The following is a 21,776-nucleotide window of genomic DNA, read 5'->3' as shown; positions in this document are numbered from 1 at the left end:
AAGCCGCGCTCAGGCCCAGCCCGGAATCCCCCGCCAAGGTTTGGATTCCGGGCAACTCGCTTTACCGCGCGACCCTGTTGAGCTTAACGAAGGTCTTGGGGCTGCGCTGGATTGTCTGGAAGATCACGCAGTAGCGGTCGGTGAGTTCCATCAGCTGGGTCAGCCTGTTCTGCGGAGCGTCCGTCTCGATATCGAAGCGCAGGCGGATCTCCTTGAAGCCGACCGGCACGCCCTCGGTGACGCCGAGCGTGCCGCGCAGGTCTACGTCGCCTTCGGCGGAGATTTCCGCCGACTTGATCGGAACCTCCAGCACGGCGGCTGCCGCCCTCATCGAGACGCCGGCGCAGGCGATCAGCGCCTCCAGCAGCATGTCGCCGGAGCAGAGCTCCTGCCCGCTGCCGCCGGCCTTCGGGTGGATGCCGGCCAGCGCAAGGCCGCGGCCGGTCTCGACCTTGCAGGTCACCCTGGCGTCGTCAGCGCTGCCCTTGGCCTTCAGCGTAAGAAGTGCCGCCCGCGCATCCTTGCGATAAAGATCCTTGATCGGCTCCTGCGTGGCGCGAAATGTCGCGATGTCCATGCATATTCTCCTGTCGTCGAATTGGGTCCCTTGGATTCGTGCGCCATGGCCGGGCTATTCCGGCACGCTCACGCCGGAGCCTCCAAGCTCGGCCGGAAAATCCTTCAGCTTCGGCAAACCGTCCTTCATCGGCAGGACCGCCTCGGCATAGTTGACATGCACCCCCGGCGTGAACTCCACCGTCGGTATCGTTGCCGCATAGACGTCGACCAGTCCGAGCGGCGGATGATCCGTCATCAGATGACCGCCGCATTTGGTACAGAACTGGCGGTCGCTCGTCGGCGACTTCCTGAAACCGGACAGGAATTCGGCGCCTTTGGTGACCCTGACGTTTTCCGGCTTCCACAGCGTGAAGGCGTTTACCGGAGACGCCGACCACGACCGGCAGGAACCGCAATGGCAATAGCCCATCGCCTCGGCGGTTCCGTGGACCTCGATTTCCACGGCGCCGCAAAAGCAGCCACCCTTATGTACCGTCATGATTTGCATCCTTCCTTGAGTTCGACCGCGCTCGAGCGTCCGATTTGGGAACGGAGCTCAGCAGCGACGGGAGATTTAAAGCTTCGGGCAATGAACGGAATGACGGGGCATCCGCCTTACTTGACAGCGCGTCCGGAACCGGAAAGGGATGTCGCGCCGGATTGCCGCGCAACTTACGGGGCGTGGGTGGAATGGCCGGGGGTGGAATGGCCGGGGACGCTCTGTCTGACCTGTTGAAAACGGTGCGCCTCACCGGCGCGACGTTCTTCGACATCGCGGCGCAGGATCCATGGGCGGTGTGCTCGCCCTCGCCTTCCTCGATATTGCCGAGGATACTGCCGGGCGCGGATCACCTGATTTCCTACCACGTGCTCACGGCCGGCCGGTGCTTTGCCCGCATCGTCGGCCGGGAAGCAATCGTCATGGAAGCGGGCGAGGTCGTGGTCTTCACCAGGAGCGACCCGCATATCATGTCGAGCACGCCCGACCTGGGGGCCGATCCGCCGACCGCCGATGTCCTGGAGATCGCTGCCGCCAGTCAAATCCCGTTCCCCATCAACTACGTCAAGGACGGGGCGGCGTCGGCCCGGCTGGTTTGCGGCTATCTCGCCTGCGATGCCCTGCCCTTCAATCCGCTGCTCGAAGCTCTGCCCCCGGTCATCAAGGCCGGCGACGTGGAAGGCGATGGCGGCTGGCTCGGCCAGTTCATCAGGCTGGCGGTGTCGGAGGTCGCGGAAAAACGGGCGGGCAGCGAGACGGTGCTGACCAAGCTCAGCGAGCTGATGTTCGTCGATGTCCTGCGCCGCTATGTGGAATCGCTGCCGCCGCCACACACGGGCTGGCTGGCGGGCCTGCGCGATCCGCATCTGAGCAAGGCGCTGGCGCTGATCCACGACAGGCCGGCGCACGGTTGGACGCTGGAAGCGCTGGCGAAAGAGTCGGCGCTTTCGCGCACCGTTCTTGCCGAGCGCTTCACCAGGCTCGTCGGCATGCCGCCTATGCACTATCTCGCGAAATGGCGCATGCAGATCGCCTCCGAGCTGCTCAGCGCCGGCAACAGCAACGTCGCGAACATCGCGGCCGAGATCGGCTACGAATCCGAAGCGGCGTTCAGCCGTGCCTTCAAGAAGATGATCGGCGTCCCGCCTTCGGCCTGGCGTCTGGGTATTCGGCCTGCGCCCGGTTCCGGAAGCGACGAGGTTTCGGGAACTGGTGGCGAACCGGCCGCGGCAGCGAACTAGCGATCCGCCAGCGCCAGCTTGGCGCCGAGCATGACGAAGGCGGCGGCGAAGCTGCGGCGCATCCAGGTCAGCACCTTTGGCCGCGACATGATATGGCTGCGAACCGAGGCGGCAAACACGCCGTAGACGGCGAAAACGACGAACGTCATCAGCATGAAGACGCCGGAGAGCTCCAGCATCTTGGCAAAGGCATGCGGCTCGGTGGTGCTGACGAATTGCGGCAGGAAGGCAAAGAAGAAGATCGACAGCTTCGGGTTGAGGATGTTGACCAGGACGCCGGAGGTGATGACCTTGCCAGTCGAGCGCGGCGCGACGTTCTCGTCGATGCTCAAGCCGCCGCGCTCCTTCAGCGTGTTCCAGGCCATGTAGAGCAGATAGGCGACGCCGAGATATTTCAGCGTCTCGAAGGCGACGGCGCTGGTGTGCAGCACCGCGGCGAGGCCGGTGACGGCCGCCGCCATATGCGGGATGATGCCCAGCGTGCAGGCAAAGGCGGCGATGATCGAGGCACGTGCGCCACGCGAAAGGCCGGCGCTCAGCGTGTAGAGAACGCCGGTGCCGGGCGATGCGACGATAATCAGCGACGTCAACAGGAATTCGATGCTCATGAGATCCTCCGCGGCCTTGCCCGCGCGGCAAGGTATCGAGCGATGAGAGTGTGGGCAAGCGGGCGCCATTTCCTCGCCCCATGAAGTGGGGGAGAGGAACTAGCTGACCGCCAGCCCATACATCTCCCTCGCCATCAGGCAGTCGTCGCCGCCGGGCATGCAGGCGCGGCAGACATGCGGGCGGATTTCGTAGATCGTGCAGGCCGTCCCCTTGCCCACCTCGCCACGAAGCGCCGAGCAGCGGCCGCCCTCGCAGCGCATGCCGGACTGATCGGTCGCGACGAGTTCTTCGGGGATGCGGTCCAGTTCGGCATCCTCCTCGGTCGAGAAGCGCGGCCAATCCGCCGAATAGGCGCAGCAGGCGCCGCAGCTCTGGCAGTCGAAAGCGACAGAAGCCTCGAGCGGGGTCGCAAAGGGCTGGTCGTTCGGCAAGGCGGTCCTCATGGTGGCATGCCTCTATCACAGAGCCTGGGAAACACCCCGTATCGGCCGAACAAGATTTTTTTTATTTTGCCGGGAACCCTTTCGCCGGCCGCGAGTTATGTCCTTGCTGTCAGCAGTTCATGAGCAATCGAGAAAGGTTGATGGCAAAAGACGCCTCCCGCGCCGTAAAAAGCGCGAGAGGCGTTTTCTATTGGGCCTTACATGATCGTGCTCATCATCGGCAGGATTTCATAGCGGAAGCCGCGCCCCGAACGCGCCACCGGGTCGCCATCGGTGACGGCCCTCGCCTCGGCTTCGCTGCCGGCACGCAGGATCAGGAGGCCCCAAGGTCCGGCCGGATCGGCAACGGGACCCGCCAGCATCATCGTGCCATCGCGAAGCCGGCCGCGCAGATAGTCGGCATGCGCATTCATCAGCGTCCTCTCCTCCTCAGACATGGTGAAGGCGAAGTCCGGGCGCGGCGGGATCAGCCGGCAATGAAAGACCGAAGGCGGCCTGGCACCGATTTCCTTGGCGAGGAAATCGCCGAGCCAGCCCAGCACCCGCTCCCAGCCGGAACCGTGGTCGCGGCAGGAGTCGTGGCGCACGCCGAAGCCGTCATGGCGCAGCGTCAGCCGGGTGCCGTTCTCCACCGCTTCCAGCGTGTAGATGACGGTGGTGACGTGATCGCCGTCCCACGGCGCCTTCCAGGTCATCACCAGGCGGTGCGGCAGCTCGACCTCGATATATTCGCCGCCGACATGGAATTCGTGGCCGTCGGCGCCCTTGCCTTCTGAGCGCCAGGCGCCGCCCGGCCGGACATCGGCGGTATGCTTCGTCGTCCGGTACATGTCGTCGGCGCCCCACCAGAGCGGGATCTGGTCCTCGGCCGTGATCGCCCGGAAGACACGTTCGGGTGGAACCGCTATCGTCACCGTGGCCAGGATCGTGCCCGCCGAAACGTCCGCGATCGCGCGCGGTCTGTCATTGCTCGCCATCACTCGTCCTCCAGATAGGATTTCAGATTGCTGAGGCTCTGCTGCCAGAAGTCGCGATAAGGCAGGATCCAGTCCGCCACGTCCTTCAGTTCCGCCGGCTCCAGCCGATAGACGCGCTCGCGGCCCTGCCGCTGCTCGGAGACGACGTTGAGCTCGCGCAGGATCCTCAGATGCTTGGAAATCGCCGGACGGCTCTGCGAGAAGGCGGAGGCCAGTTCGTTGACCGGCGCCGGCCCTTGCCGCAGCCGGTCGAGAATGGCGCGCCGCGTCGGATCGGCGATGGCGCGGAAGACGGAACGGTCCTGCTCGGCTTGCGGCATGATGCGTATCCATTTGGTTACGTATTAGGCCGAATTGCAGGACCGGTCAATTCTCCTCGACCTCTCGCCGCGCTGGATTCGATCAGCGTTCCTGGTCGGTCGGGCGGATCAGGATCTCGTTGACGTTGACGCGCGGCGGCTGGCTGACGGCATAGAGGATGGCGTTGGCGATATCCTCGACGGTCAGCGCTTCCATGGTGGCCAGCCGATGGTCGAGGCCCGCCTTGTATTCGGCGTTGGTGATGTGGTCGCCGAGCTCGGTGCGCACCAGGCCGGGCTCGATGACGGTGACGCGCACCTTGTCGGCATAGACCTCGCGCCGCAGCGACTCCGAGAAGGCGACGACGCCGAACTTGGTCGCCGCGTAGCCGCTGGCGCCGGGGTTGGCGACGCGGCCGGCTACCGACGACACGTTGACGATGTGGCCCCTGGACGCCTTGAGATGCGGCAGAGCCGCCTTGGTGGTTCCCATCAGGCCGATCAGGTTGAGCTCGATCATGCGGCGCCAGTCGTCCAGATCGGCCTCGGCCGCGGGCGCAAGCAGCATGACGCCGGCATTGTTGACCAGGATGTCGAGCCGGCCCCACTCGGAAACGACCTTGTCGACCATGCCGGCAATGTCGCTGCCTCTCGCGATGTCGGCCTCGATGGCGAGTGCCTTGCCGCCGGCCTGCTCGATGCGGCCGGCCAGCGCCACGAGGCGATCGGCGCGGCGGGCGGCGATCGCAACTTTCGCGCCGGCGGCGGCAAGCGCGGCGGCGGTGGCCTCGCCGATGCCGGACGAAGCACCGGTGACGAGCGCGACCTTGCCGGCGAGTATTGGATTAGAGGATGACATGATGGAATCTCCGGAAGCCGCCCCGCCCATCACATAGGCCACGCCGGGCGTTCTTGAAGTCCCGCCATCGGAGCAGTTGACGCAGTTTCCGACCGAAACAGCCCGCCTTAATCCTGTTCGTGCGGCCCCGGCTCCGGCCAGGGCTCCTTGGCCGCCTCCGCGTACCAATGCCGCATCGCCGGCGTCGCCAGCACGGCATCGACATAGGTGCGGGTGACCGGCGCCAGCTCGCCGCCATAGGTGTCGAAGCGGGTGACGACCGGCGCATACATGGCATCGGCCGCGGTGAAATGGCCGAACAGGAACGGGCCGCCCTGGCCATGCTGCTCGCGGCACTGACGCCAGATCGCCTCGATCCTCGCCCGCTGCGCCTCGCCCTCGGCATCCAGCGGCTTGTGCGATCTCGGCCGGCGCAGATTCATCGGCCAGCCGTAGCGGACCTCGCGGAAGCCGGAGTGCATCTCGGTCGCCACCGAGCGCGCCAGCGCGCGGGCGCCAGGATCCTCCGGCCAGAGCTTCTTCTCCGGAAAGAGGTCGGCCAGATATTCAAGGATGGCAAGGGTTTCCCAGACGATCCTGCCGTCATGATTCAGGACCGGCACCAGGCCGGTCGGCGAGACCTTGGCGAGGTTCGCGGCGGTCTCGGGCGTGCGCAGGCGCACGAAGCGTTCCTCGAAGGGGATTTCCAGGTGCTTCATCGCCACCCATGGTCTCAGCGACCAGGACGAAAAGCATTTGTTGCCGATGAACAAGGTGAATTCAGCCAAGGCGCTTCCCCCCGATTTTCCGCTCACCTTAGTGGCCGCATCGCGAAGCGGCAAAGTGTTTCGCTCGGAAATTCCGGTCCGCCGCCGCCACACCTTCACCCGGCGCGCCACGGCCGACGGAACCCGGAAGCCCACCAGCCCGTTTCTCTGGCGATTGGATCTCCGGGAGATGCGGAGATGGTGAACATGGACCAGATTGCTGGCCTCGCCAGGCAGCTCAAGGGCTCGGTCCAGCAAGCCGTGGGCAAGGCCACGGGAAACCGCCGAATGCAAATCAGCGGCATGGCGGAAAAGGCCGCAGGCAAGGTGCAGAAGGCCTGCGGCGACATGAAGGCCACCATCAAAAAGGCTATGTGAATCAGACCTTCGCGGTCATGTCTCAAACGCCTTCGTGATGGCATTGGTGAAGACGACCTCGCCATGGTCGCCGGCCGCCTCACCCAGCACGACGTCGATGTTGTCATCGGTCACCCTCGTCAGCGCGAAGCCGCCCATATAGGCGGCCTTCGGCTTGAAGAGGTCGAGCCCGTCGCGCTGGTAGATCATCGGCGTTTCGTGCTGATGGCCGTGAAAAATCGCGATCACATTGTAACCCTTCAGCGCGGCGACCAGCGCCTGGCGGTCGGCCTCGCCCCACCAGTGCGGCCGACCGGCGCCGTCGTCGTCATAGGCGCGCTTTGCCGGATCCCAGCGCTCGATCGAGAAGGTATCCCAGCCATAGTGCTGGAACAGGATCACCGGGCGGCCGTCGCCGGCATAGGTCGCCAGATCCTGCTTCAGCCAGGGCAGGCTGCTTATCGCGCCATGGCCGGTATCGCCGGCGAAGCGATGCGTCTGGACAAGGTGCAGGCCGCCCCAGTCCCAGGAATAGCAGTCGGTGTCGACGTCGTATTCGGTCGCCGGCACCGGCGGCTTGAAGAAGACGCCGGGGCGATGGTTGACTTCGACATAGTCGCGCAGTTCGCGGCGGTACCAGTCGACATGCGGCGGCGAGCCGTTCTGGTCGAGGTCGTGATTGCCGAGCCCGACGTAGACCGGAATGTGGACGCGGTCCGGCCCCATGCCCTGCTGATAGCGCTGGCTGAACTGCAGGAGCTGCGTGCCTTCGCTGGGCTCGGTGACCTGGCCGCCGCCGTCGTCGGTGATGTCGCCGCCGGTGACGAGGCCGAGCGGCGTGCCGATGCGCCTGCCGGCCGAATGCAGGCCGGTGGCGAGCCCGTTGATCTTAACCGGCCACTCCTTGTCCGCGATCGCGTTCAGGGCCGCGACGTTGCGCAGCAAGGCCGCGTCGGTCTTGCCCTCCTGCTCGCAATGGGGGCTCAAGCCGCTCGCCATGCGGCAGGCATGGATATCGGCGATGAACAGGAAGGTGGCGTCGATCGGCTGGATGCGCCGGCCGGTCTGGGCGAAGGCGGCGCGCGGCAAGGCGGCGGCTGCCGCGAGGCCTCCCATCCGGCTCAGGAAAGCGCGGCGGGACAAGAACGCCGAGGAGAGGCGATTCATCATCGCCCGATTGAACATTCTCAGCGCCGGATCGTCCAGATTGGCGATCCATGGACTTTTCAAGCCTTGGTTGAATCGTGAAGGGCACTTGGGTCGACAGCGCGGTGAGGGTCTGTCATTCCTTCCGGAACGCTCCCAGGGGAGGAAGGCATGCAACTCATGACGACCGGCATGGCGCTCGCCATGCTCACCCTTGCCGGCGCGGCGCATGCCGCGGACTGTGTCGACGCCAAATCCGCCAAGGCCGGCTTCGTGCTGGAGAAGTCCGGCATCCGCAGCGAGTTCCGGCCGGCGCCGGGCGGCATGGTCGCGGTCGCCAACGAGTACGAGGCGCAGTCGCCGCAGACGCAGTATCTCTATGCCGGGCTGATCGAGGTGTTTCGCGACAGCGACACCGGCAGGCTGTCGATGATCCCGCTCGGCGACATCAAGAAGCTGTTCCCGCTAAAGGCTGGCGCCAAGAGCAAGACCGAGTTCGTTCGGTTGTCGGCGAAGAAGACGCCCAAGGGCACCGAAACGCTGGCTTTGGCCGTCAAGGGCAAGGAGACCTACAAGCTCGGCGACTGCACCTACAATGTGCTGGCGGTGAAGGAGACGATCACCGGCGATTCCGGCGCGGTGATCGACAGCTTCACCGCGCTCTATTCGCCCGACCTGCAGGCCGTGCTGGCAAAGCGTTATGACGAAGGCACCAGTTCGCAGAGCGAGGTGGGATTCGAGACGATTAGGCCGCTGAAGCAGTGAGGCTGCTCCAGGCGCCTCGTCATCCCAGGGCGAAGCGCATCGGAGATCCTGGGTCCATGCCGTGACCACGGCAGTGCTCCGGCGGGCGAGAATGGGTGCCGCAATCGGCGAAAATTCTTTGATTCGTTGCGCTCTTTGGCCGGCGTCACGGCATGGATCCTAGGGTCTGCGCGCGTCGCTTCGCTCCTAGCTCCGCCCTAGGTTGACAACGAAATGAGCCCTCTCAAACACTCCCGCAATACCCCTGAATCCTGCGCAGTCTTCGCCATCGACATGGCGCCGGAGTAGGCGGCGACGGTCAGCGCCGCGAAGCGATCGGGATCTGTCCCACCCTCCCCGCCTGTCCGCTGATCGTCCCGGACCTTGTCGGCGATCGCCTGCCGCCAGCCGGCGAAGATGCTGGCAAGCGCCGCACGGAATTGGTCATCCGCCAACGACAGCTCATGCGCGAGATTGTTGAGCGGGCAACCGCGCACATAGCCTTGCTGTTCGAGCTCCGCCGCCACCGCCTCGAACACGTCGCGTACGCCTTCGCGCGCCGAAGGCGCTGCCCGCACCGGAGCGATCCAGGTTTCCAGGAGCGCGGCTGCCACGCGCTCATCGATCACCGCCAGGGCCAGCGCTTTCTTGGTCGGGAAATGGTGGTGCAACGCGCCGCCGGTGACGCCCGCCGCCGCCATCAGATCGCCGAGGCTCGAGGCGTGATAGCCGCGTGCCTGGAAGGAGTCCGCCGCCACATCGAGCACGCGGCGGCGCATGCCTTCGGGGTCGTTGGTGCGTTTCTTGCGCATCGCCATCTCCTCTTTCTCCCCTTGCGGGAGAAGGTGCCTGAACGAAGTAAAGGCGGATGGGGGCTGCTCCAGCCTTGCATAGACGGCGATCCGTCCAGCACCCCTCATCCGTCTTGGCGCTGCGCGCCAATCCACCTTCTCCCACAAGGGAGAAGAGAAGGAAAAGATATCAGATTGACAAAACAGGACAACCGGTCTGTTTATAAACAGGATGATCATCCTGTTTTGGAATCGACAATGAACCCTGCTCGAAACGAAACCTCGCTGCGCCTCGCCTCACCGATCGTGGAGCTTCGCCAATACACATTGAAGCCCGGTCAGCGCGAAACGCTGATCGCGCTGTTCGACCGGGAGTTCATCGAGAGCCAGGAAGCGACAGGCATGACGATCATCGGTCAGTTCCGCGACCTCGACCGCCCCGACATGTTCGTCTGGCTGCGCGGCTTCCAGGACATGGAGGCCAGAAAGGATGCGCTGACCGCCTTCTATGGCGGACCGGTCTGGGCCGAGCATCGCGATGCCGCCAACGCGACGATGATCGATTCCGACAATGTGCTGCTTCTGAAACCGGCCTGGCGGGGCGCCGGCTTCGACCTGTCGGGGTCGCCGCGCCCGGCGGCCTCCGATACCGAAAAAGTGAATAAACAGAGCGGCCTGCCCAGTATTGTTGAGATTTCGATTCATCATTTGCACCCAGGCACGGAAGCCGCTTTTGCGGACCGTTTGCGAGCGCAGGCGGTGCCGCAGCTCGCGGCAAATGGCGCCCGCCTGCTCGGCGCTTTCATCAGCGAGCATGCCGAAAACACCTTTCTGCGGCTGCCTGTGCGAGTTGGCGAAGATGTCTTCATCGCCGTCACCGGTTTCGAGGACGAGGCGGCCCAGGCACGATGCCAATTCGAACTCACATCGCCGGACTTGATCAGGACAGAAATCCTGCGGCTTTCGCCGACATCGCGCTCGCTGCTCGGCCGGTAGTCGCCGCCGGAAAGCTGCCGACCGCCGCCGAACGTCAGCCCTTCAACGCTGGCTCGGCTGCTACGGCTTGACGGTGAACTCCGTCCACATGCCAGTCGCGAAGTGACCGGGGACATTGCAGATCAGCACGTACTTGCCGGGTTTCAGGTTCACGGTGAGTGTGCCCGAAGCGCCCGGGTCGAGCTCAGAAACCTCTCCCTTGTCGCCGGCCTTGTCCTCATCGACCCGGTTCTCGGCAGCTATGTAGGGAAGCGGGTCCTTGGGATTCGCAAGATACATCACGATCATTTCGTGGATCGTATCCTTGGAGCTGTTTTTCACCTTGAAAGTGACCTTGCCGGCCTTCGCCGTTGCGGGCGTAGCCGTTATCCCCATGGTTGCCTTGGACATATCGAGATTTGGGGTTCCATAGGCGAAGCCGGGGGTCATGGGCGTGTCCGCCCCTTTGTCCCACAACGAAACCTGAATGGTGCTGGCAGCCTGTGCCGCAGCAGCCATAGCAACAACCGCGGCAAACCCCAGTGCCGCACTCTTCACCATCGTCTTCACAGCAAAATCCTCTCGGCAGCCACCGGTGGAACCGACGCCGGCAATCGACCGCTTAAGAGCGGCGATTGCATGGTTGCACGTACGGGCACGATCAGCCTTGCGCTGAATCAAAACTACTCGGCCGGTGGCTTGGGCGGATCTCTGAGATCGAATTTAAGGGACGTCACTGGCTCCGAAGGTCCGGCTGAAGACCTCCGCGACAAAGACCGGATCCTCCCAATGCGGGTTGTGGCCGCAATCCTGCGCCCACACGAGACGTGATCCGGTCAGGGCTTGGGCCAGTTCCTGCTGGTGCGCTTCACCGAAAAGCGGGTCGCAAGCGCCGGCGATGATCAGCGTCTTGGCCTGCACGGCCTTGGCCGCGGCAGTGAGATCCGTCCTGCGGATTTCTTCGAGAATGGCGCGCCAGCGCGCCGCCGGGATCGCCGAAGCTTCCCTCGCCATGCCGACGAGAAAGGCACGCGGCACGTCGGGTCCGCACTGATGCCACCACTCAAAGAACGGATCAGCCGGAGAGATCGGATCGCGTAGCGCCTCAACGCCGGTCACCAATGGATGATCCGGCAAGAAGCCGGTTTTGAGCGTGCCAGCCATGACCACCAGTCCGCCGACCAATTGCGGGTACCGCGACGCCAGCGCGATGGAAACCATGGCGCCCAGAGAATGGCCGACGACGATCGGCCGGTTGAGTCCCAACCTCCGGATCAGTCCGGCAATGTCCTCGGCGAAATCGGCGACGTCGCAGCCGCCGCGGGCCCGCGAAGCGCCGTGGCCGCGCAGGTCGGGCATGATCAGCCGCCGGCCGGCGAGATGCCGCGCCAGCAGCGAGAAGCTGCGGCTGGTGTCGGTGAAGCCATGGACGAGCAGCAGCGGCGGCTCGGATCCGGCGACCTCGACGTAGGCGAGATCGAGACCGCCGACAGCGGCGAACCGTTTGCGGCCAGCCCAGGCGCCCTGCTCCGCCTCTTGCTCCAGCATTTCCAATGTCGCCGGCCTCACAGCCCGAGCTTTGCCTTGACCGCGGCTAGGCCGGGCTTGCCATTGAAAGTGGTGACGCCGGCCAGCCAAGCATCGAGCCGGTCCTTGCTGAGCGTGATCGACTTCAGCGCCCCCTCCTCCGGCTTCATGCCGTCATTGATGAGGTAGCCCATGCCGACATTCTCCATATCGATGTCGAAGGCGAGGTTCTTCAGGAACTGCGCGACGTTCGGGCATTCCTGCAGATAGCCCTTGCGCACCTGCGTCGTCACGGTGGCGGCGCCGAAATTCGGGCCGAAGAACTTGTCGCCGCCGGTCAGATACTTGAAGTCGTACATCGTGTTCATCGGGTGCGGCGCCCAGCCCTGAAAGACGATGAACTGCTTCTCCTTGATCTCGTAGCCGACCTCCGAGAGCATGCCGGCTTCGCTGGATTCGACCACCTGCCAGCCGTCGAGGCCGAACTGGGGATCGGCGATGGCGTCCATCATCAGCTGGTTGGAGCCGGGCTCGATGCCATACATCTTCTTGCCGAACCTGTCGGCGAACTTATGCAGGTCGGACAAGTCCTTGACGCCGGCCTCCCAGACATAGGTCGGCACGGCGAAAGTGTATTTGGCGCCGACCAGATTGACACGCACGTTCTCAACCGAGCTGTCCTGCTTGTAGGGCGCATAATAGGTGACCATCGCCGGGTCCCAATAGCCCAGGAACAGGTCGAGGTCTTTGTTCTTCATGCCTTCGTAGATGACGTTGATGCCAAGCACCTCGCTCTGCGGCTCATAACCCAGCGCCTGTAGCAGAACCTTGGCCACGCCCGTCGTGAAGGCGAGATCGTTCCAGCCGGGCTCCGCCATGCGGACCACCCTGCACTCATCCGCCTCGGCGGCGTAAGCCGTCTGAGCGGTCAGCATCAAGGCGGCGAGACAGACGCCATTCGCAAGCATGCGCAACATTCCAGTTCTCCTCATCGAGAGATATTGACCTCTTGGTCTATTTATTGTCCCATTGGTCAATCATTGATCTGAGCGGACGAAAATGTCAACGTGGATTCGCAATGCATGGATCGAGCCGGTGAAACTCACGCGTCTCAGCGACATACGCCGCAAGGAGTTGCGGCAGGCGGCCTTCACGGTGCTGGAGCGAGAAGGCATCGCTGGCGCGACGCTTGAAAAGGTGGCGGCCCAGGCCGGCGCCTCGAAAGGCATCGTGCTGCATTATTTCCGCAACAAACAGGAACTGTTCGAGCACGCGATGCGCGAGGCCAATGCTGTGCTGTGCAACGCTGTGGTGGCGCGGCTCAAGCGGGCGCGGACCCCGATGGAACGGCTGGACGCGGTGATCGAGGGCAATTTCGAGGAGCATCTGTTCCTGCCGCCGCTCTGCCATGCCTGGCTCTCGCTCTGCGCCGAGGTGCCGCGCGACGACAAGCTGGCGCGCATCCAGAAGGTCATCCACGCGCGCATGCGCTCGAACCTATTGTCCGGCCTGCATAGCCTCACATCACCGGATGTGGCCGACGAGATCGTGCTCGGCGTCACGGCGCTGATCGACGGGCTGTGGCTCAGGCTCGGCCTGCAGCCGGGCAGCGTCACGCGCGAGCAGGCGGTCCGCCAGGTGAAGGATTATGTCGCGGGGCGGCTTGCCATGCGCCAATCTGCCCCCGTCGGCCTGGCCTCGGCCGGATAAAGTTCAGACCAGGCGATAGGCCCTCGGGTTGACCGTTCGCGCCATTCGGCGCTGCATTCCCGCGGCAAAAGCAGGAGCATGGCGATGCGACTTCGGGGCAAGCGGGCGCTGGTGACCGGCAGCTCGTACACGGCGGCTATACGGCTGGGTGAAGTCTAGTCCGAAACGCTGGCCTCGATGCCATCCCAATCCTTGAATCCGAGTGCGGCGACCTCTTCGAGGATCTGCTCGCGGATCCAGCGATGCGGCGGCTCGTCGTCGCGGCGGGCGTGCCAGTACATTCTCACCGCCGGCGAAAGAATGGCGATCGGCGCCTGATAAATGCCGATCGGCAAGGATTTTGCGGCTGCCGTCGCGAACTGCCGTGGGACGGCCGCCAGATAGGGTCCGCTGGCCACCGCCAGCGCGACGGCCTGGAAATGCGGCAAGGCGAGCATGACGCGGCGCGTCCGGCCCATCCTGCCCAGCGCGTCGTCGGTGAAGCCAGACATCGAGCCGTCGATGGAGCGCAGCGCATGCGGCAGCTCGCAGAAGAGATCGAGCGGCACTTGCTCGCCTTCACTGATGCCCGCCTGGCGTAGCGCGATATTGTCTTTGGCCGCGATGACGGCGAAGGGCGAGCCGAACAGCGGCACGCTGGAGACCCATTCGGCGACCTCCAGCGGACGCTCCAGCGCCACGTCGACCTGATCTTCCTGCAGCAACCTGGAGACATCGCCGATTGCGCTGTCCAGGAAGCGGAACGAGACGCCGGGCGCCACCCTCGCGATGCGCGCGGCAAAGGGCGGCATCAGGAGCATCGAGAAGAAGTCCGCGCCCATGAAGGTGAAGGTGCGCTCCAGCCGGCCCGGATCGAAGGCGGTCGTGGGCTGGAAGGCGCGCTCTATCTCGCGCAGCGCCGCGCGCACCGGCTCGGCCAGGCTTTCGGCGCGCGGCGTCGGCACCATGTCGTTGCCGCGCCGGACAAAAAGCTGGTCGTTGAGCGCGTGGCGCAGCCGGTTGAGCGCCGCGCTGACGGCGGGCTGGCTGAGGCCGATCTGCTCGCCGGCGCGCGTCACGCTTTTCTCGCGCAAAAGCGCGTCGAGGACCCTCACCAGATTGAGGTCGAGCGCATTCAAATTCATCGCATCAATTCAGCCCATACGATCATTCGATTTCCTTCGCCGGCCGGTCCTTGGTTAGGTCTCATCGACGCCGCTTCGCCGGCCCGACAAAGGGAGTTCACCCCATGACAATGATCAACAGCGCCATCGCAGGCAAGGAGCTCCTGTGGTTCAACAACACGCTCGTCGCCATCCAGGTTTCTTCGGCCGACGGCGATGACGGCATCTGCGTCATCGAGCACCGCCTGCCCTATGGAGATTCCCCGCCGCTGCATGTGCACCTGAACGAGGACGAGATCTTTCACATCCTCGAGGGACGGATGCGTTTCCAGATCAACGGCCATGAGCGGATCGTCGGTTCCGGCGAGACCGTCATCGCGCCGAAAGGCCTGCCGCATACGTTCAAGGTCGAATCCCCCGAAGGCGCGCATACGCTCACCGTCACGCGCGGCGCGGATTTCGAGACGATGGTTCGCAAGGCAAGCCGCCCCGCCGAACGGCCGGAGCTGCCGCAGCCGGCGGCGCCAACGCCTGAGATGATTGAGGCGCTGACGAGGCTGTGCGCCGAGAACGGCATCGACATTATCGGACCGCCGATGGGGAGCTGATCTCCCCCTTTCTCCCCTTGTGGGAGAAGGTGTCGCCGAAGGCGACGGATGAGGGTGTTCCAGGGAACGCCAACGTCTCACTCCGCTGGAACACCCCTCATCCGTCTCGGCGCTGCGCGCCGATCCACCTTCTCCCACAGGGGGAGAAGGAAGGGCGCACCTCTTCAAACGATTTGCATCCCTCTGCCCCGCAATCTCCGCTTGATGCCATTTGTGCAACGCGATACGCCCTTGCCCAAATCGACAGACCGGAGACTTGCCGTGAGCGCAGAAAAGACCAGAACCGAAACCGATACATTCGGTCCCATCGAGGTCGCGGCCGACCGCTATTGGGGTGCGCAGGCGCAGCGTTCGCTGGGCAATTTCAAGATCGGCTGGGAAAAGCAACCGGCCTCGATCGTGCGGGCGCTGGGCGTCGTCAAGCGCGCGGCGGCCGAAGTGAACATGGAGATGAAGCGGCTCGACCCGGCGATCGGCAAGGCGATCGTGGACGCCGCGCAGGAAGTCATCGACGGCAAGCTCGACGCGCACTTCCCACTGGTGGTCTGGCAGACCGGCTCGGGCACGCAGTCCAACATGAACGCCAACGAGGTGATCTCGAACCGGGCGATCGAGATGCTCGGCGGCGTGTTGGGCTCCAAGAAGCCCGTGCACCCGAACGACCATGTCAATATGAGCCAGTCGTCCAACGATACCTATCCGACGGCCATGCACATCGCCTGCGCCGAGCGCGTCGCGCACCATCTGATCCCAGCGCTCCACCACCTGCACAAGGCGCTCGATGCCAAGGCCCGCGCCTTCAACCACATCATCAAGATCGGCCGCACCCACACGCAGGACGCCACGCCGCTGACGCTCGGCCAGGAATTTTCCGGCTATGCCGCGCAGGTCGTGTCCTCGATCAAGCGCATCGAGCAGACGCTGCCAGGCCTGCAGGAACTGGCGCAGGGCGGCACCGCGGTCGGCACCGGCCTCAATGCGCCGGTGGGTTTCGCCGAGAAGGTAGCGGATCGCATCGCTTCCATCACCGGCATCGCCTTCGTTACCGCGCCGAACAAGTTCGAGGCGCTGGCCGCGCATGATTCCATGGTGTTCTCGCACGGCGCGATCAACGCGGCGGCCGCGGCCCTGTTCAAGATCGCCAACGACATCCGCCTGCTCGGTTCCGGCCCGCGCTCGGGCCTCGGCGAGCTGTCGCTGCCGGAAAACGAGCCGGGCTCCTCGATCATGCCCGGCAAGGTCAATCCGACCCAGTGCGAGGCGCTGACGCAGGTCTGCGTGCAGGTGTTCGGCAACAACGCAGCGCTCACCTTCGCCGGCAGCCAAGGCCATTTCGAGCTCAACGTCTACAACCCGCTGATGGCCTACAACTTCCTGCAGTCGGTGCAGCTGCTCGCCGACGCTTCCGTGTCCTTCACCGACAATTGCGTGGTCGGCATCGAGGCGCGGGAAGACAACATCAAGGCGGCGCTCGAGCGTTCGCTGATGCTGGTGACGGCGCTCGCACCCACCATCGGCTACGACAACGCCGCCAAGATCGCCAAGACCGCTCACAAGAACGGCACCACGCTGCGCGAGGAGGCCTTGGCCACCGGGCTGGTCAGCGCAGCCGATTACGACCGGCTGGTGCGGCCGGAGGACATGACGCATCCGGGATAAGTGTTGGGAGGTATTTGGCGGCGGGACAATTTACTCCCGCAGCCTAAGCCGGCGACATGAATTTCGCGCCGATCGCGCGATCTCAGAAATATGGATTCTGTGAACAATGTGTTGCCGCATAAGCGGCTTTGGTGAACAGTCTTCGTCGTCTATCTGAATGGGCATTCAACCCCGCTCGGAGACTCGCCATGTCCATCAACACTTCCGCCGCAACCGTCGGCACTGCATCCAACAACTCCACCACCATCCTGCTCGGCCGCGTGCTGCTCGCCGTCATCTTCCTGCTTTCCGGCTTCGGCAAGCTGACCGCCATTTCCGGCACCGCCGGATATTTTGGCGCTCTCGGCCTGCCGTTGCCGACAGTCACCGCCATCGTCGTCGGCCTGATCGAACTGCTCGGCGGCCTGGCCATTCTCGTCGGCTTCCAGACGCGCGCCGCCGCCTGGGTGCTCGCGATCTTCACGGTCGCCACCGGGCTGGTCGCTCACACCGGCTGGGCCGACCAGATGCAGATGATCCAGTTCCTCAAGAACCTCGCCATCGCCGGCGGCTTCATCATGCTCGCTTCTGCCGGCGCCGGAGCCTATTCGATCGACGCCAAGCGCGGCTGAGCTTTCCCCTCCCAAGCCTCAAATGAAAGCGGCGCGGAATTTTCCGCGCCGCTTTTTCGTTTGCCGGTTGCAGGCGTAAACTGCACGGCAGCCGGTGTGATCCCGACTTGTCACCGGCAAGGGAGGTGGCCATGTTCCGCAACGCACTGCTTCTTATCTCGCGGCTCCTGCTTGCCGTGCTATTCGTGCCTTCGGGTTTCCAGGCGCTGACCAACATCGCAGGCACGACCAGCTATTTCGCCGGCCTCGGCCTGCCGCTGCCGACACTTGCCGCCTGGGGCACCGGCCTTTTCGAGCTGATCGCAGGCTTTTTGATCCTCGTCGGCTTCCAGACGCGGATCGTGGCGCTGCTGCTGGCCGCCTTCTCGATCGTCGCCGGCTTCATCGGCCATTTCGGCCAGGGTGCCGACGATGCGATGCTCGCCTTCATGCACCAGCAGATGCTGATGAAGGACATCGCCATTGCCGGCGGTTTCCTGGCGCTCGCCATGGCCGGCGCGGGCGCCTGGTCGGCGGATGGCCGCAATTTCGGCATCGGCGCCGAAGTGACGTGACCTGCTATTTCACCGAGACACTGGGTCCGCCCTCGACCGCCAGCACAAGGCGGCGGTTGGTGATGCGCGCAAGCTGCGCCAGCCGGCCGGCCGGGCGTTCGCCGTAAAGGTCCGAGAGCGAGGCCGGCAGCACCAGCGCCAGAGTGCCGTTGCCGCGGCTTTCCCATTTCAGCCTCGGCATCACGCCCGGCATCGCCGCCGTCAAGAGATAGACGACACGCATCATCGCCGCCAGCACACGCGCCCGCTCAAGATAGCGCGGCGGCGCAATCGCCTTGATCTCGGGCGCGATCGTCTCGTTGAAAATGCCGTCATGACGATAGGCGCTGGCCAGCGCCAGATAGGCGCGGCCAGGGTGGTCGACACCGATGAAAGAGGCGTGCGCGATGATGTTGAGCGACTGCTTGCCGCGATATTCCGGATGCGCCCGCCAGCCGATATCGGCCAGCAGGCACGCCGCCTCGCGGCAGCGCGCCTCGTCCTCGGTCTCGTCGATGCCGAAGGCCCTGAAGGCCTTGCCGGTCCATTCGACCAGGTCATATGCGTGGTGGACAGACCGCGAGCGCAGCAGGGCCAGTTCCTCGGCCGCCGAGATCAGCGGGTCGGTCTTCTGCTCGGCTTCGTCGAGCAGGGAATAGAGGAAACCCTCACGCACGCCGAGCGCGGAGACGACGATCTTCGAGGGCTGCATCGCCGCCATGATCTCCTGCAGAACCAGGGCGCCATAGGGCAGCAGCGAGCGGCGGTTCTTGGACACGCCCTCGATGCCCTTGACCTTCTCGACCTCCCCCCTGGCCACCTGCCTGAGGAAGCTCTGGGCGCTGTCGGCGGCGATCTCGTAATGGTGCATGACGCCGAGCGGGTAGTTGTTCATCTCCATGTGGAGCCGCGCGAGGTTTCGCCAGGTGCCGCCGACGGCGTAGAAGACCCTGCCCTGCCCGCCCTTCAGGAGCTTCGCCCGCGCCAGTTCCTGGCGCGCGATCTTCTGCGCCTGGACGAGCGAGTTCTTCGCCATGTCCTGCAGGCGCAGGCCGCCGAGCGGCAGCGTGATGCCGTCGCCGATGGCTTCGCCATTGATGTCGATGAGCTCCAGGCTGCCGCCGCCGAGGTCGCCGGCGATGCCGTTGGCCGGGTGGAAGCCCGAGATCACGCCAAGTGCCGAATAGTGCGCTTCCTGCCGCCCGGTCAGCACCCGGATCTCGGTCCTCAGCACATCCTCGGCGCGGTGGATGAAGTCCGGGCCGTTGACCGCCTCGCGCGCCGCGGCGGTCGCCAGCACATACATGTGCTCGGCGCCCGCCTGGTCCGAAAGCGCGCGAAAACGGCGGAACTCCTCCATCGAGCGCGTCACCGCCTCTGGGTCGAGCTTGCCCGTCGAGACGATGCCGCGGCCGAGGCCGGCCAGCATCTTCTCGTTGAACAGGATGGTCGGCGAGCGCGCCAGCCCTTCATAGACAACGAGGCGGATCGAGTTCGATCCGATGTCGATGATCGACAGCGGCCGCCGGTCCTGGAGCCGGCCCTGGGACGTTGAAATCACGCGGCGCCGTTCTTCTTGCGGCGCTTGAACTGGGCAATGCGCCTGGGCGCATGCGATTTCAGCGCGTCACCCCGTCCGGAAAGGCTCGGATTGGTCATGAAATATTCCTGCGCGTTGAACGGTTCCTCGCCCTCCTCCAGCACGACGCGCCGGGAGGTCCCGTCTGCCAATACGTCGAAACTTTGCTGGTTGTCCATGATGTTGCCGAGCATGATCTGGCCAAGCACCTGTTCATGCACAGTTGGATTGGTGATCGGCACCAGCGTCTCGACGCGGCGGTCGAGATTGCGCGGCATCATGTCGGCCGAGGAGATGTAGACGATCGCCTCGTCCGACGGCAGGCCGTGGCCGTTGCCGAAGCAAAAGATGCGGCTGTGCTCGAGGAAGCGGCCGACGATCGACTTCACCCTGATGTTTTCCGAAAGACCCGGCACCTGGGGCCGCAGGCAACAGATGCCGCGCACGACGAGGTCGATCTCGACCCCGGCGCGGCTGGCGTCATAGAGCGCGTCGATGATGATCGGGTCGACCAGCGCGTTCATCTTCATCCAGATGCGGGCCGGCCGGCCCTCGCGCGCATGGGCGATCTCGTCGGAGATGTGCTTCAGGATGCGGTCGCGCAGCGTGAAGGGCGACACGGCAAGGCGCATCTCCTCCGCCGGTTCGGCATAGCCGGTGATGAAGTTGAAGATCTGCGCGACGTCGCGCGCGATCGTCGGGTCAGTGGTGAAGAAGGACAGGTCGGTGTAGATGCGGGCGGTGACCGGATGGTAGTTGCCGGTGCCGAGATGGACATAGTTGCGCAGCCGGCCGTCCTCGCGGCGCACCACCAGCGACATCTTGGCGTGCGTCTTCAACTCCAGGAAGCCGAACACGACCTGGACGCCGGCGCGCTCGAGGTCGCGCGCCCAGCGGATATTGGCCTCTTCGTCAAAGCGCGCCTTGAGCTCGACAAGCGCGGTCACCGACTTGCCGGCCTCGGCCGCGTCGATCAATGCACGCACGATCGGGCTGTCGTTCGAGGTGCGGTAGAGCGTCTGCTTGATCGCCACCACCTCTGGATCGGCGGCGGCCTGGCGCAGGAACTGCACCACGACGTCGAAGGATTCGTAGGGGTGGTGGACGATGATGTCCTTCTCCCGGATGGCGGCCAGGCAGTCGCCGCCATGCTCGCGGATGCGCTCGGGAAAGCGCGGGTTGTAGGGCGTGAATTTGAGGTCGTCGCGCGGGATGGCGACAATCTCGGAGATCTGGTTGAGCGCCAGCGGGCCGGTGAGCACGCTGATGCGGCTCGACGACACGCCGAGCTCGCCGGCGACGAACTCGCGCAGCTCGGCCGGCATCAGCGTGTCGAATTCGATGCGGATGACAGAGCCGCGGCGGCGGCGTTTCAGCGCCGTCTCGAACAGGCGCACGAGGTCTTCCGACTCTTCCTCGACCTCGATATCGCTGTCGCGGATGATGCGGAACGTGCCCGAGCCCTTGACCTCATAGCCAGGGAAAAGCTTGCCGATATAGAGACCGACCGCTTCCTCCAGCGGGATGAAGCGCACGTGATGCTTGCGGTCGGGCAGACGGATGAAGCGCCGCAACGCCACCGGCAGGCGCAGCAGCGCGCTCATCTCCTCGCCGTTCTTGCGGTGGCGCAACTGCAGCGCCATCGAGAAGCCGAGATTGGGGATGAACGGGAACGGATGTGCCGGATCGATCGACAGCGGGGTCAGCACCGGGAAAACCTGGTCCTGGAAATGCTCTTCCAGCCAGGCCTTCTCGTCCTTGGTGAGCGCTTCGCGGGTGATACTCTCGATGCCTTCCTTGTTGAGCAGCTCCATCAGGACCGACAGGCTCTTCTGCTGGTCCTCCTGCAGGCGCTCGACCTCGCGCAGCAATTGCTCGAGCTGCTGCTCGGGCGTGCGGCCATCCGGGCTCTTCAGGGCGATGCCCTCGCGCACCTGGCCGGCAAGGCCGGCGACGCGGACCATGAAGAACTCGTCGAGATTGGCGGCCGAGATCGACAGGAAACGAACGCGCTCGAGCAGCGGATGATGCTCGTTCAGCGACTCCTCCAGCACCCGGCGGTTGAACTGCAGCCAGGAGAATTCGCGGTTGACGAAACGGTCGGGATTGCCGCCGTCGGGGCTCGCCGCCTCGACGCCGATGAACTCGCTCTGCACCGGCCTCAGTTCGCTCATGGTTCCTCGTCCGCAACCGTTCTGTTTG

General features: G+C 64.6%; 25 protein-coding genes. 9 read left to right on the top strand and 16 right to left on the bottom strand.

The window, feature by feature from the left end; all coding sequences use genetic code 11:
• Positions 1-61: 61 nt before the first annotated feature.
• Both EN853_RS20900 and EN853_RS20895 read right to left on the bottom strand, forming a co-directional pair.
• Positions 62-577: an OsmC family protein gene (locus EN853_RS20900; RefSeq protein ID WP_127861379.1), complete on the bottom strand. Its 516-nt coding sequence runs from the start codon at positions 575-577 to the stop codon at positions 62-64.
• Positions 578-631: 54 nt separating this feature from the next.
• Complete coding sequence (locus tag EN853_RS20895) at positions 632-1,057, bottom strand: GFA family protein (RefSeq protein WP_127861380.1); 426 nt, start codon at positions 1,055-1,057, stop codon at positions 632-634.
• A gap of 44 nt (positions 1,058-1,101) precedes the next feature.
• Between EN853_RS20895 and EN853_RS20890 the strand changes: the two genes are divergently transcribed.
• Complete coding sequence (locus tag EN853_RS20890) at positions 1,102-2,298, top strand: AraC family transcriptional regulator (RefSeq protein ID WP_127861381.1); 1,197 nt, start codon at positions 1,102-1,104, stop codon at positions 2,296-2,298.
• Here EN853_RS20890 and EN853_RS20885 read toward each other — a convergent pair.
• From EN853_RS20885 to EN853_RS20860, 6 genes are all read right to left on the bottom strand, one after another.
• A complete protein-coding gene (locus EN853_RS20885) occupies positions 2,295-2,906 on the bottom strand; it encodes a LysE family translocator (RefSeq protein ID WP_127861382.1) in 612 nt (203 codons plus the stop codon). The two genes, EN853_RS20890 and EN853_RS20885, sit on opposite strands and share 4 nt — an antisense overlap.
• Positions 2,907-3,005: 99 nt before the next feature.
• Entirely contained in the window at positions 3,006-3,350 is a 345-nt protein-coding gene (locus EN853_RS20880; RefSeq protein ID WP_127861383.1) for a YkgJ family cysteine cluster protein, read from the bottom strand.
• Positions 3,351-3,547: 197 nt separating this feature from the next.
• Complete coding sequence (locus EN853_RS20875; protein ID WP_127861384.1) at positions 3,548-4,327, bottom strand: SRPBCC domain-containing protein; 780 nt, start codon at positions 4,325-4,327, stop codon at positions 3,548-3,550.
• Positions 4,327-4,647, bottom strand: a complete 321-nt coding sequence (locus EN853_RS20870; RefSeq protein ID WP_127861385.1) for a metalloregulator ArsR/SmtB family transcription factor — start codon at positions 4,645-4,647, stop codon at positions 4,327-4,329. The genes EN853_RS20875 and EN853_RS20870 overlap by 1 nt, the downstream gene beginning before the upstream one ends.
• 82 nt (positions 4,648-4,729) lie before the next feature.
• Positions 4,730-5,485, bottom strand: coding sequence for an SDR family NAD(P)-dependent oxidoreductase (locus EN853_RS20865; RefSeq protein ID WP_127861386.1), 756 nt, complete (start codon positions 5,483-5,485; stop codon positions 4,730-4,732).
• Positions 5,486-5,592: 107 nt separating this feature from the next.
• On the bottom strand, positions 5,593-6,252 hold the full coding sequence (locus tag EN853_RS20860) for a glutathione S-transferase family protein (protein ID WP_127861387.1): 660 nt from the start codon (positions 6,250-6,252) through the stop codon (positions 5,593-5,595).
• A gap of 177 nt (positions 6,253-6,429) precedes the next feature.
• On the opposite strand from EN853_RS20860, the gene EN853_RS20855 reads away from it, so the two are divergent.
• Complete coding sequence (locus EN853_RS20855) at positions 6,430-6,609, top strand: CsbD family protein (RefSeq protein ID WP_127861388.1); 180 nt, start codon at positions 6,430-6,432, stop codon at positions 6,607-6,609.
• A gap of 15 nt (positions 6,610-6,624) precedes the next feature.
• On the opposite strand, the gene EN853_RS20850 is transcribed toward EN853_RS20855, so the two are convergent.
• A complete protein-coding gene (locus EN853_RS20850) occupies positions 6,625-7,758 on the bottom strand; it encodes a metallophosphoesterase (protein WP_167524551.1) in 1,134 nt (377 codons plus the stop codon).
• Positions 7,759-7,905: 147 nt separating this feature from the next.
• Between EN853_RS20850 and EN853_RS20845 the strand changes: the two genes are divergently transcribed.
• Positions 7,906-8,499, top strand: a complete 594-nt coding sequence (locus EN853_RS20845) for a hypothetical protein (RefSeq protein ID WP_127861389.1) — start codon at positions 7,906-7,908, stop codon at positions 8,497-8,499.
• Positions 8,500-8,696: 197 nt separating this feature from the next.
• On the opposite strand, the gene EN853_RS20840 is transcribed toward EN853_RS20845, so the two are convergent.
• Positions 8,697-9,296, bottom strand: coding sequence for a TetR/AcrR family transcriptional regulator (locus tag EN853_RS20840; RefSeq protein ID WP_127861390.1), 600 nt, complete (start codon positions 9,294-9,296; stop codon positions 8,697-8,699).
• 27 nt (positions 9,297-9,323) lie between these two features.
• Here EN853_RS20840 and EN853_RS20835 point away from each other — a divergent pair, with 27 nt between their 5' ends.
• Positions 9,324-10,265, top strand: a complete 942-nt coding sequence (locus EN853_RS20835) for an NIPSNAP family protein (RefSeq protein ID WP_348631598.1) — start codon at positions 9,324-9,326, stop codon at positions 10,263-10,265.
• Positions 10,266-10,325: 60 nt separating this feature from the next.
• Here EN853_RS20835 and EN853_RS20830 read toward each other — a convergent pair whose 3' ends face one another.
• The 3 genes from EN853_RS20830 to choX form a co-directional block, all read right to left on the bottom strand.
• Positions 10,326-10,805, bottom strand: a complete 480-nt coding sequence (locus EN853_RS20830) for a sulfocyanin-like copper-binding protein (RefSeq protein ID WP_245517142.1) — start codon at positions 10,803-10,805, stop codon at positions 10,326-10,328.
• A 162-nt stretch (positions 10,806-10,967) separates the two neighbouring features.
• A complete protein-coding gene (locus tag EN853_RS20825; RefSeq protein ID WP_127861391.1) occupies positions 10,968-11,792 on the bottom strand; it encodes an alpha/beta hydrolase in 825 nt (274 codons plus the stop codon).
• A 17-nt stretch (positions 11,793-11,809) separates the two neighbouring features.
• Entirely contained in the window at positions 11,810-12,748 is a 939-nt protein-coding gene (gene choX / locus EN853_RS20820; RefSeq protein ID WP_127861392.1) for a choline ABC transporter substrate-binding protein, read from the bottom strand.
• Between the two features lie 82 nt (positions 12,749-12,830).
• On the opposite strand from choX, the gene betI reads away from it, so the two are divergent.
• Positions 12,831-13,481, top strand: a complete 651-nt coding sequence (gene betI, locus EN853_RS20815) for a transcriptional regulator BetI (protein WP_127861393.1) — start codon at positions 12,831-12,833, stop codon at positions 13,479-13,481.
• A 155-nt stretch (positions 13,482-13,636) separates the two neighbouring features.
• On the opposite strand, the gene EN853_RS20810 is transcribed toward betI, so the two are convergent.
• Positions 13,637-14,605 (bottom strand): LysR family transcriptional regulator, encoded by a 969-nt coding sequence (locus tag EN853_RS20810; RefSeq protein WP_127861394.1) that lies wholly within the window; start codon positions 14,603-14,605, stop codon positions 13,637-13,639.
• A gap of 104 nt (positions 14,606-14,709) precedes the next feature.
• Between EN853_RS20810 and EN853_RS20805 the strand changes: the two genes are divergently transcribed.
• The 4 genes from EN853_RS20805 to EN853_RS20790 all read left to right on the top strand — a co-directional run bounded on the left by EN853_RS20805 (position 14,710) and on the right by EN853_RS20790 (position 18,016).
• Positions 14,710-15,192, top strand: a complete 483-nt coding sequence (locus EN853_RS20805; protein WP_127861395.1) for a cupin domain-containing protein — start codon at positions 14,710-14,712, stop codon at positions 15,190-15,192.
• 261 nt (positions 15,193-15,453) lie between these two features.
• Positions 15,454-16,851, top strand: a complete 1,398-nt coding sequence (gene fumC, locus EN853_RS20800) for a class II fumarate hydratase (RefSeq protein ID WP_127861396.1) — start codon at positions 15,454-15,456, stop codon at positions 16,849-16,851.
• 188 nt (positions 16,852-17,039) lie between these two features.
• The gene (locus EN853_RS20795; RefSeq protein WP_127861397.1) at positions 17,040-17,462 is read left to right on the top strand and encodes a DoxX family protein; all 423 of its coding nucleotides are present in this window, start codon (positions 17,040-17,042) and stop codon (positions 17,460-17,462) included.
• A 131-nt stretch (positions 17,463-17,593) separates the two neighbouring features.
• Positions 17,594-18,016, top strand: a complete 423-nt coding sequence (locus EN853_RS20790; RefSeq protein WP_127861398.1) for a DoxX family protein — start codon at positions 17,594-17,596, stop codon at positions 18,014-18,016.
• A 4-nt stretch (positions 18,017-18,020) separates the two neighbouring features.
• On the opposite strand, the gene ppx is transcribed toward EN853_RS20790, so the two are convergent.
• Positions 18,021-19,556 carry an exopolyphosphatase gene (gene ppx / locus EN853_RS20785; protein ID WP_127861399.1) on the bottom strand — a complete coding sequence of 512 codons (1,536 nt, stop codon included), beginning with the start codon at positions 19,554-19,556 and terminating at the stop codon, positions 18,021-18,023.
• The gene (locus tag EN853_RS20780; RefSeq protein ID WP_127861400.1) at positions 19,553-21,748 is read right to left on the bottom strand and encodes an RNA degradosome polyphosphate kinase; all 2,196 of its coding nucleotides are present in this window, start codon (positions 21,746-21,748) and stop codon (positions 19,553-19,555) included. The genes ppx and EN853_RS20780 overlap by 4 nt, the downstream gene beginning before the upstream one ends.
• Positions 21,749-21,776: the final 28 nt, after the last annotated feature.

The organism is Mesorhizobium sp. M1C.F.Ca.ET.210.01.1.1, assembly GCF_004791585.1.
GTDB lineage: Bacteria > Pseudomonadota > Alphaproteobacteria > Rhizobiales > Rhizobiaceae > Mesorhizobium.
Note: the sequence above shows the minus strand (reverse complement) of the source record. Positions and strands in the feature narration are given on the sequence as shown.

Coding starts and splice junctions, on each gene's coding strand:
- EN853_RS20900 (WP_127861379.1), bottom strand. CDS start 577: ATGGACATCGCGACATTTCGCGCCACGCAGGAGCCGATCAAGGATCTT.
- EN853_RS20895 (WP_127861380.1), bottom strand. CDS start 1,057: ATGACGGTACATAAGGGTGGCTGCTTTTGCGGCGCCGTGGAAATCGAG.
- EN853_RS20885 (WP_127861382.1), bottom strand. CDS start 2,906: ATGAGCATCGAATTCCTGTTGACGTCGCTGATTATCGTCGCATCGCCC.
- EN853_RS20880 (WP_127861383.1), bottom strand. CDS start 3,350: ATGAGGACCGCCTTGCCGAACGACCAGCCCTTTGCGACCCCGCTCGAG.
- EN853_RS20875 (WP_127861384.1), bottom strand. CDS start 4,327: ATGGCGAGCAATGACAGACCGCGCGCGATCGCGGACGTTTCGGCGGGC.
- EN853_RS20870 (WP_127861385.1), bottom strand. CDS start 4,647: ATGCCGCAAGCCGAGCAGGACCGTTCCGTCTTCCGCGCCATCGCCGAT.
- EN853_RS20865 (WP_127861386.1), bottom strand. CDS start 5,485: ATGTCATCCTCTAATCCAATACTCGCCGGCAAGGTCGCGCTCGTCACC.
- EN853_RS20855 (WP_127861388.1), top strand. CDS start 6,430: ATGGTGAACATGGACCAGATTGCTGGCCTCGCCAGGCAGCTCAAGGGC.
- EN853_RS20850 (WP_167524551.1), bottom strand. CDS start 7,758: ATGATGAATCGCCTCTCCTCGGCGTTCTTGTCCCGCCGCGCTTTCCTG.
- EN853_RS20845 (WP_127861389.1), top strand. CDS start 7,906: ATGCAACTCATGACGACCGGCATGGCGCTCGCCATGCTCACCCTTGCC.
- EN853_RS20840 (WP_127861390.1), bottom strand. CDS start 9,296: ATGGCGATGCGCAAGAAACGCACCAACGACCCCGAAGGCATGCGCCGC.
- EN853_RS20830 (WP_245517142.1), bottom strand. CDS start 10,805: ATGGTGAAGAGTGCGGCACTGGGGTTTGCCGCGGTTGTTGCTATGGCT.
- EN853_RS20825 (WP_127861391.1), bottom strand. CDS start 11,792: ATGCTGGAGCAAGAGGCGGAGCAGGGCGCCTGGGCTGGCCGCAAACGG.
- choX (WP_127861392.1), bottom strand. CDS start 12,748: ATGTTGCGCATGCTTGCGAATGGCGTCTGTCTCGCCGCCTTGATGCTG.
- betI (WP_127861393.1), top strand. CDS start 12,831: ATGTCAACGTGGATTCGCAATGCATGGATCGAGCCGGTGAAACTCACG.
- EN853_RS20810 (WP_127861394.1), bottom strand. CDS start 14,605: ATGAATTTGAATGCGCTCGACCTCAATCTGGTGAGGGTCCTCGACGCG.
- EN853_RS20805 (WP_127861395.1), top strand. CDS start 14,710: ATGACAATGATCAACAGCGCCATCGCAGGCAAGGAGCTCCTGTGGTTC.
- EN853_RS20795 (WP_127861397.1), top strand. CDS start 17,040: ATGTCCATCAACACTTCCGCCGCAACCGTCGGCACTGCATCCAACAAC.
- EN853_RS20790 (WP_127861398.1), top strand. CDS start 17,594: ATGTTCCGCAACGCACTGCTTCTTATCTCGCGGCTCCTGCTTGCCGTG.
- EN853_RS20780 (WP_127861400.1), bottom strand. CDS start 21,748: ATGAGCGAACTGAGGCCGGTGCAGAGCGAGTTCATCGGCGTCGAGGCG.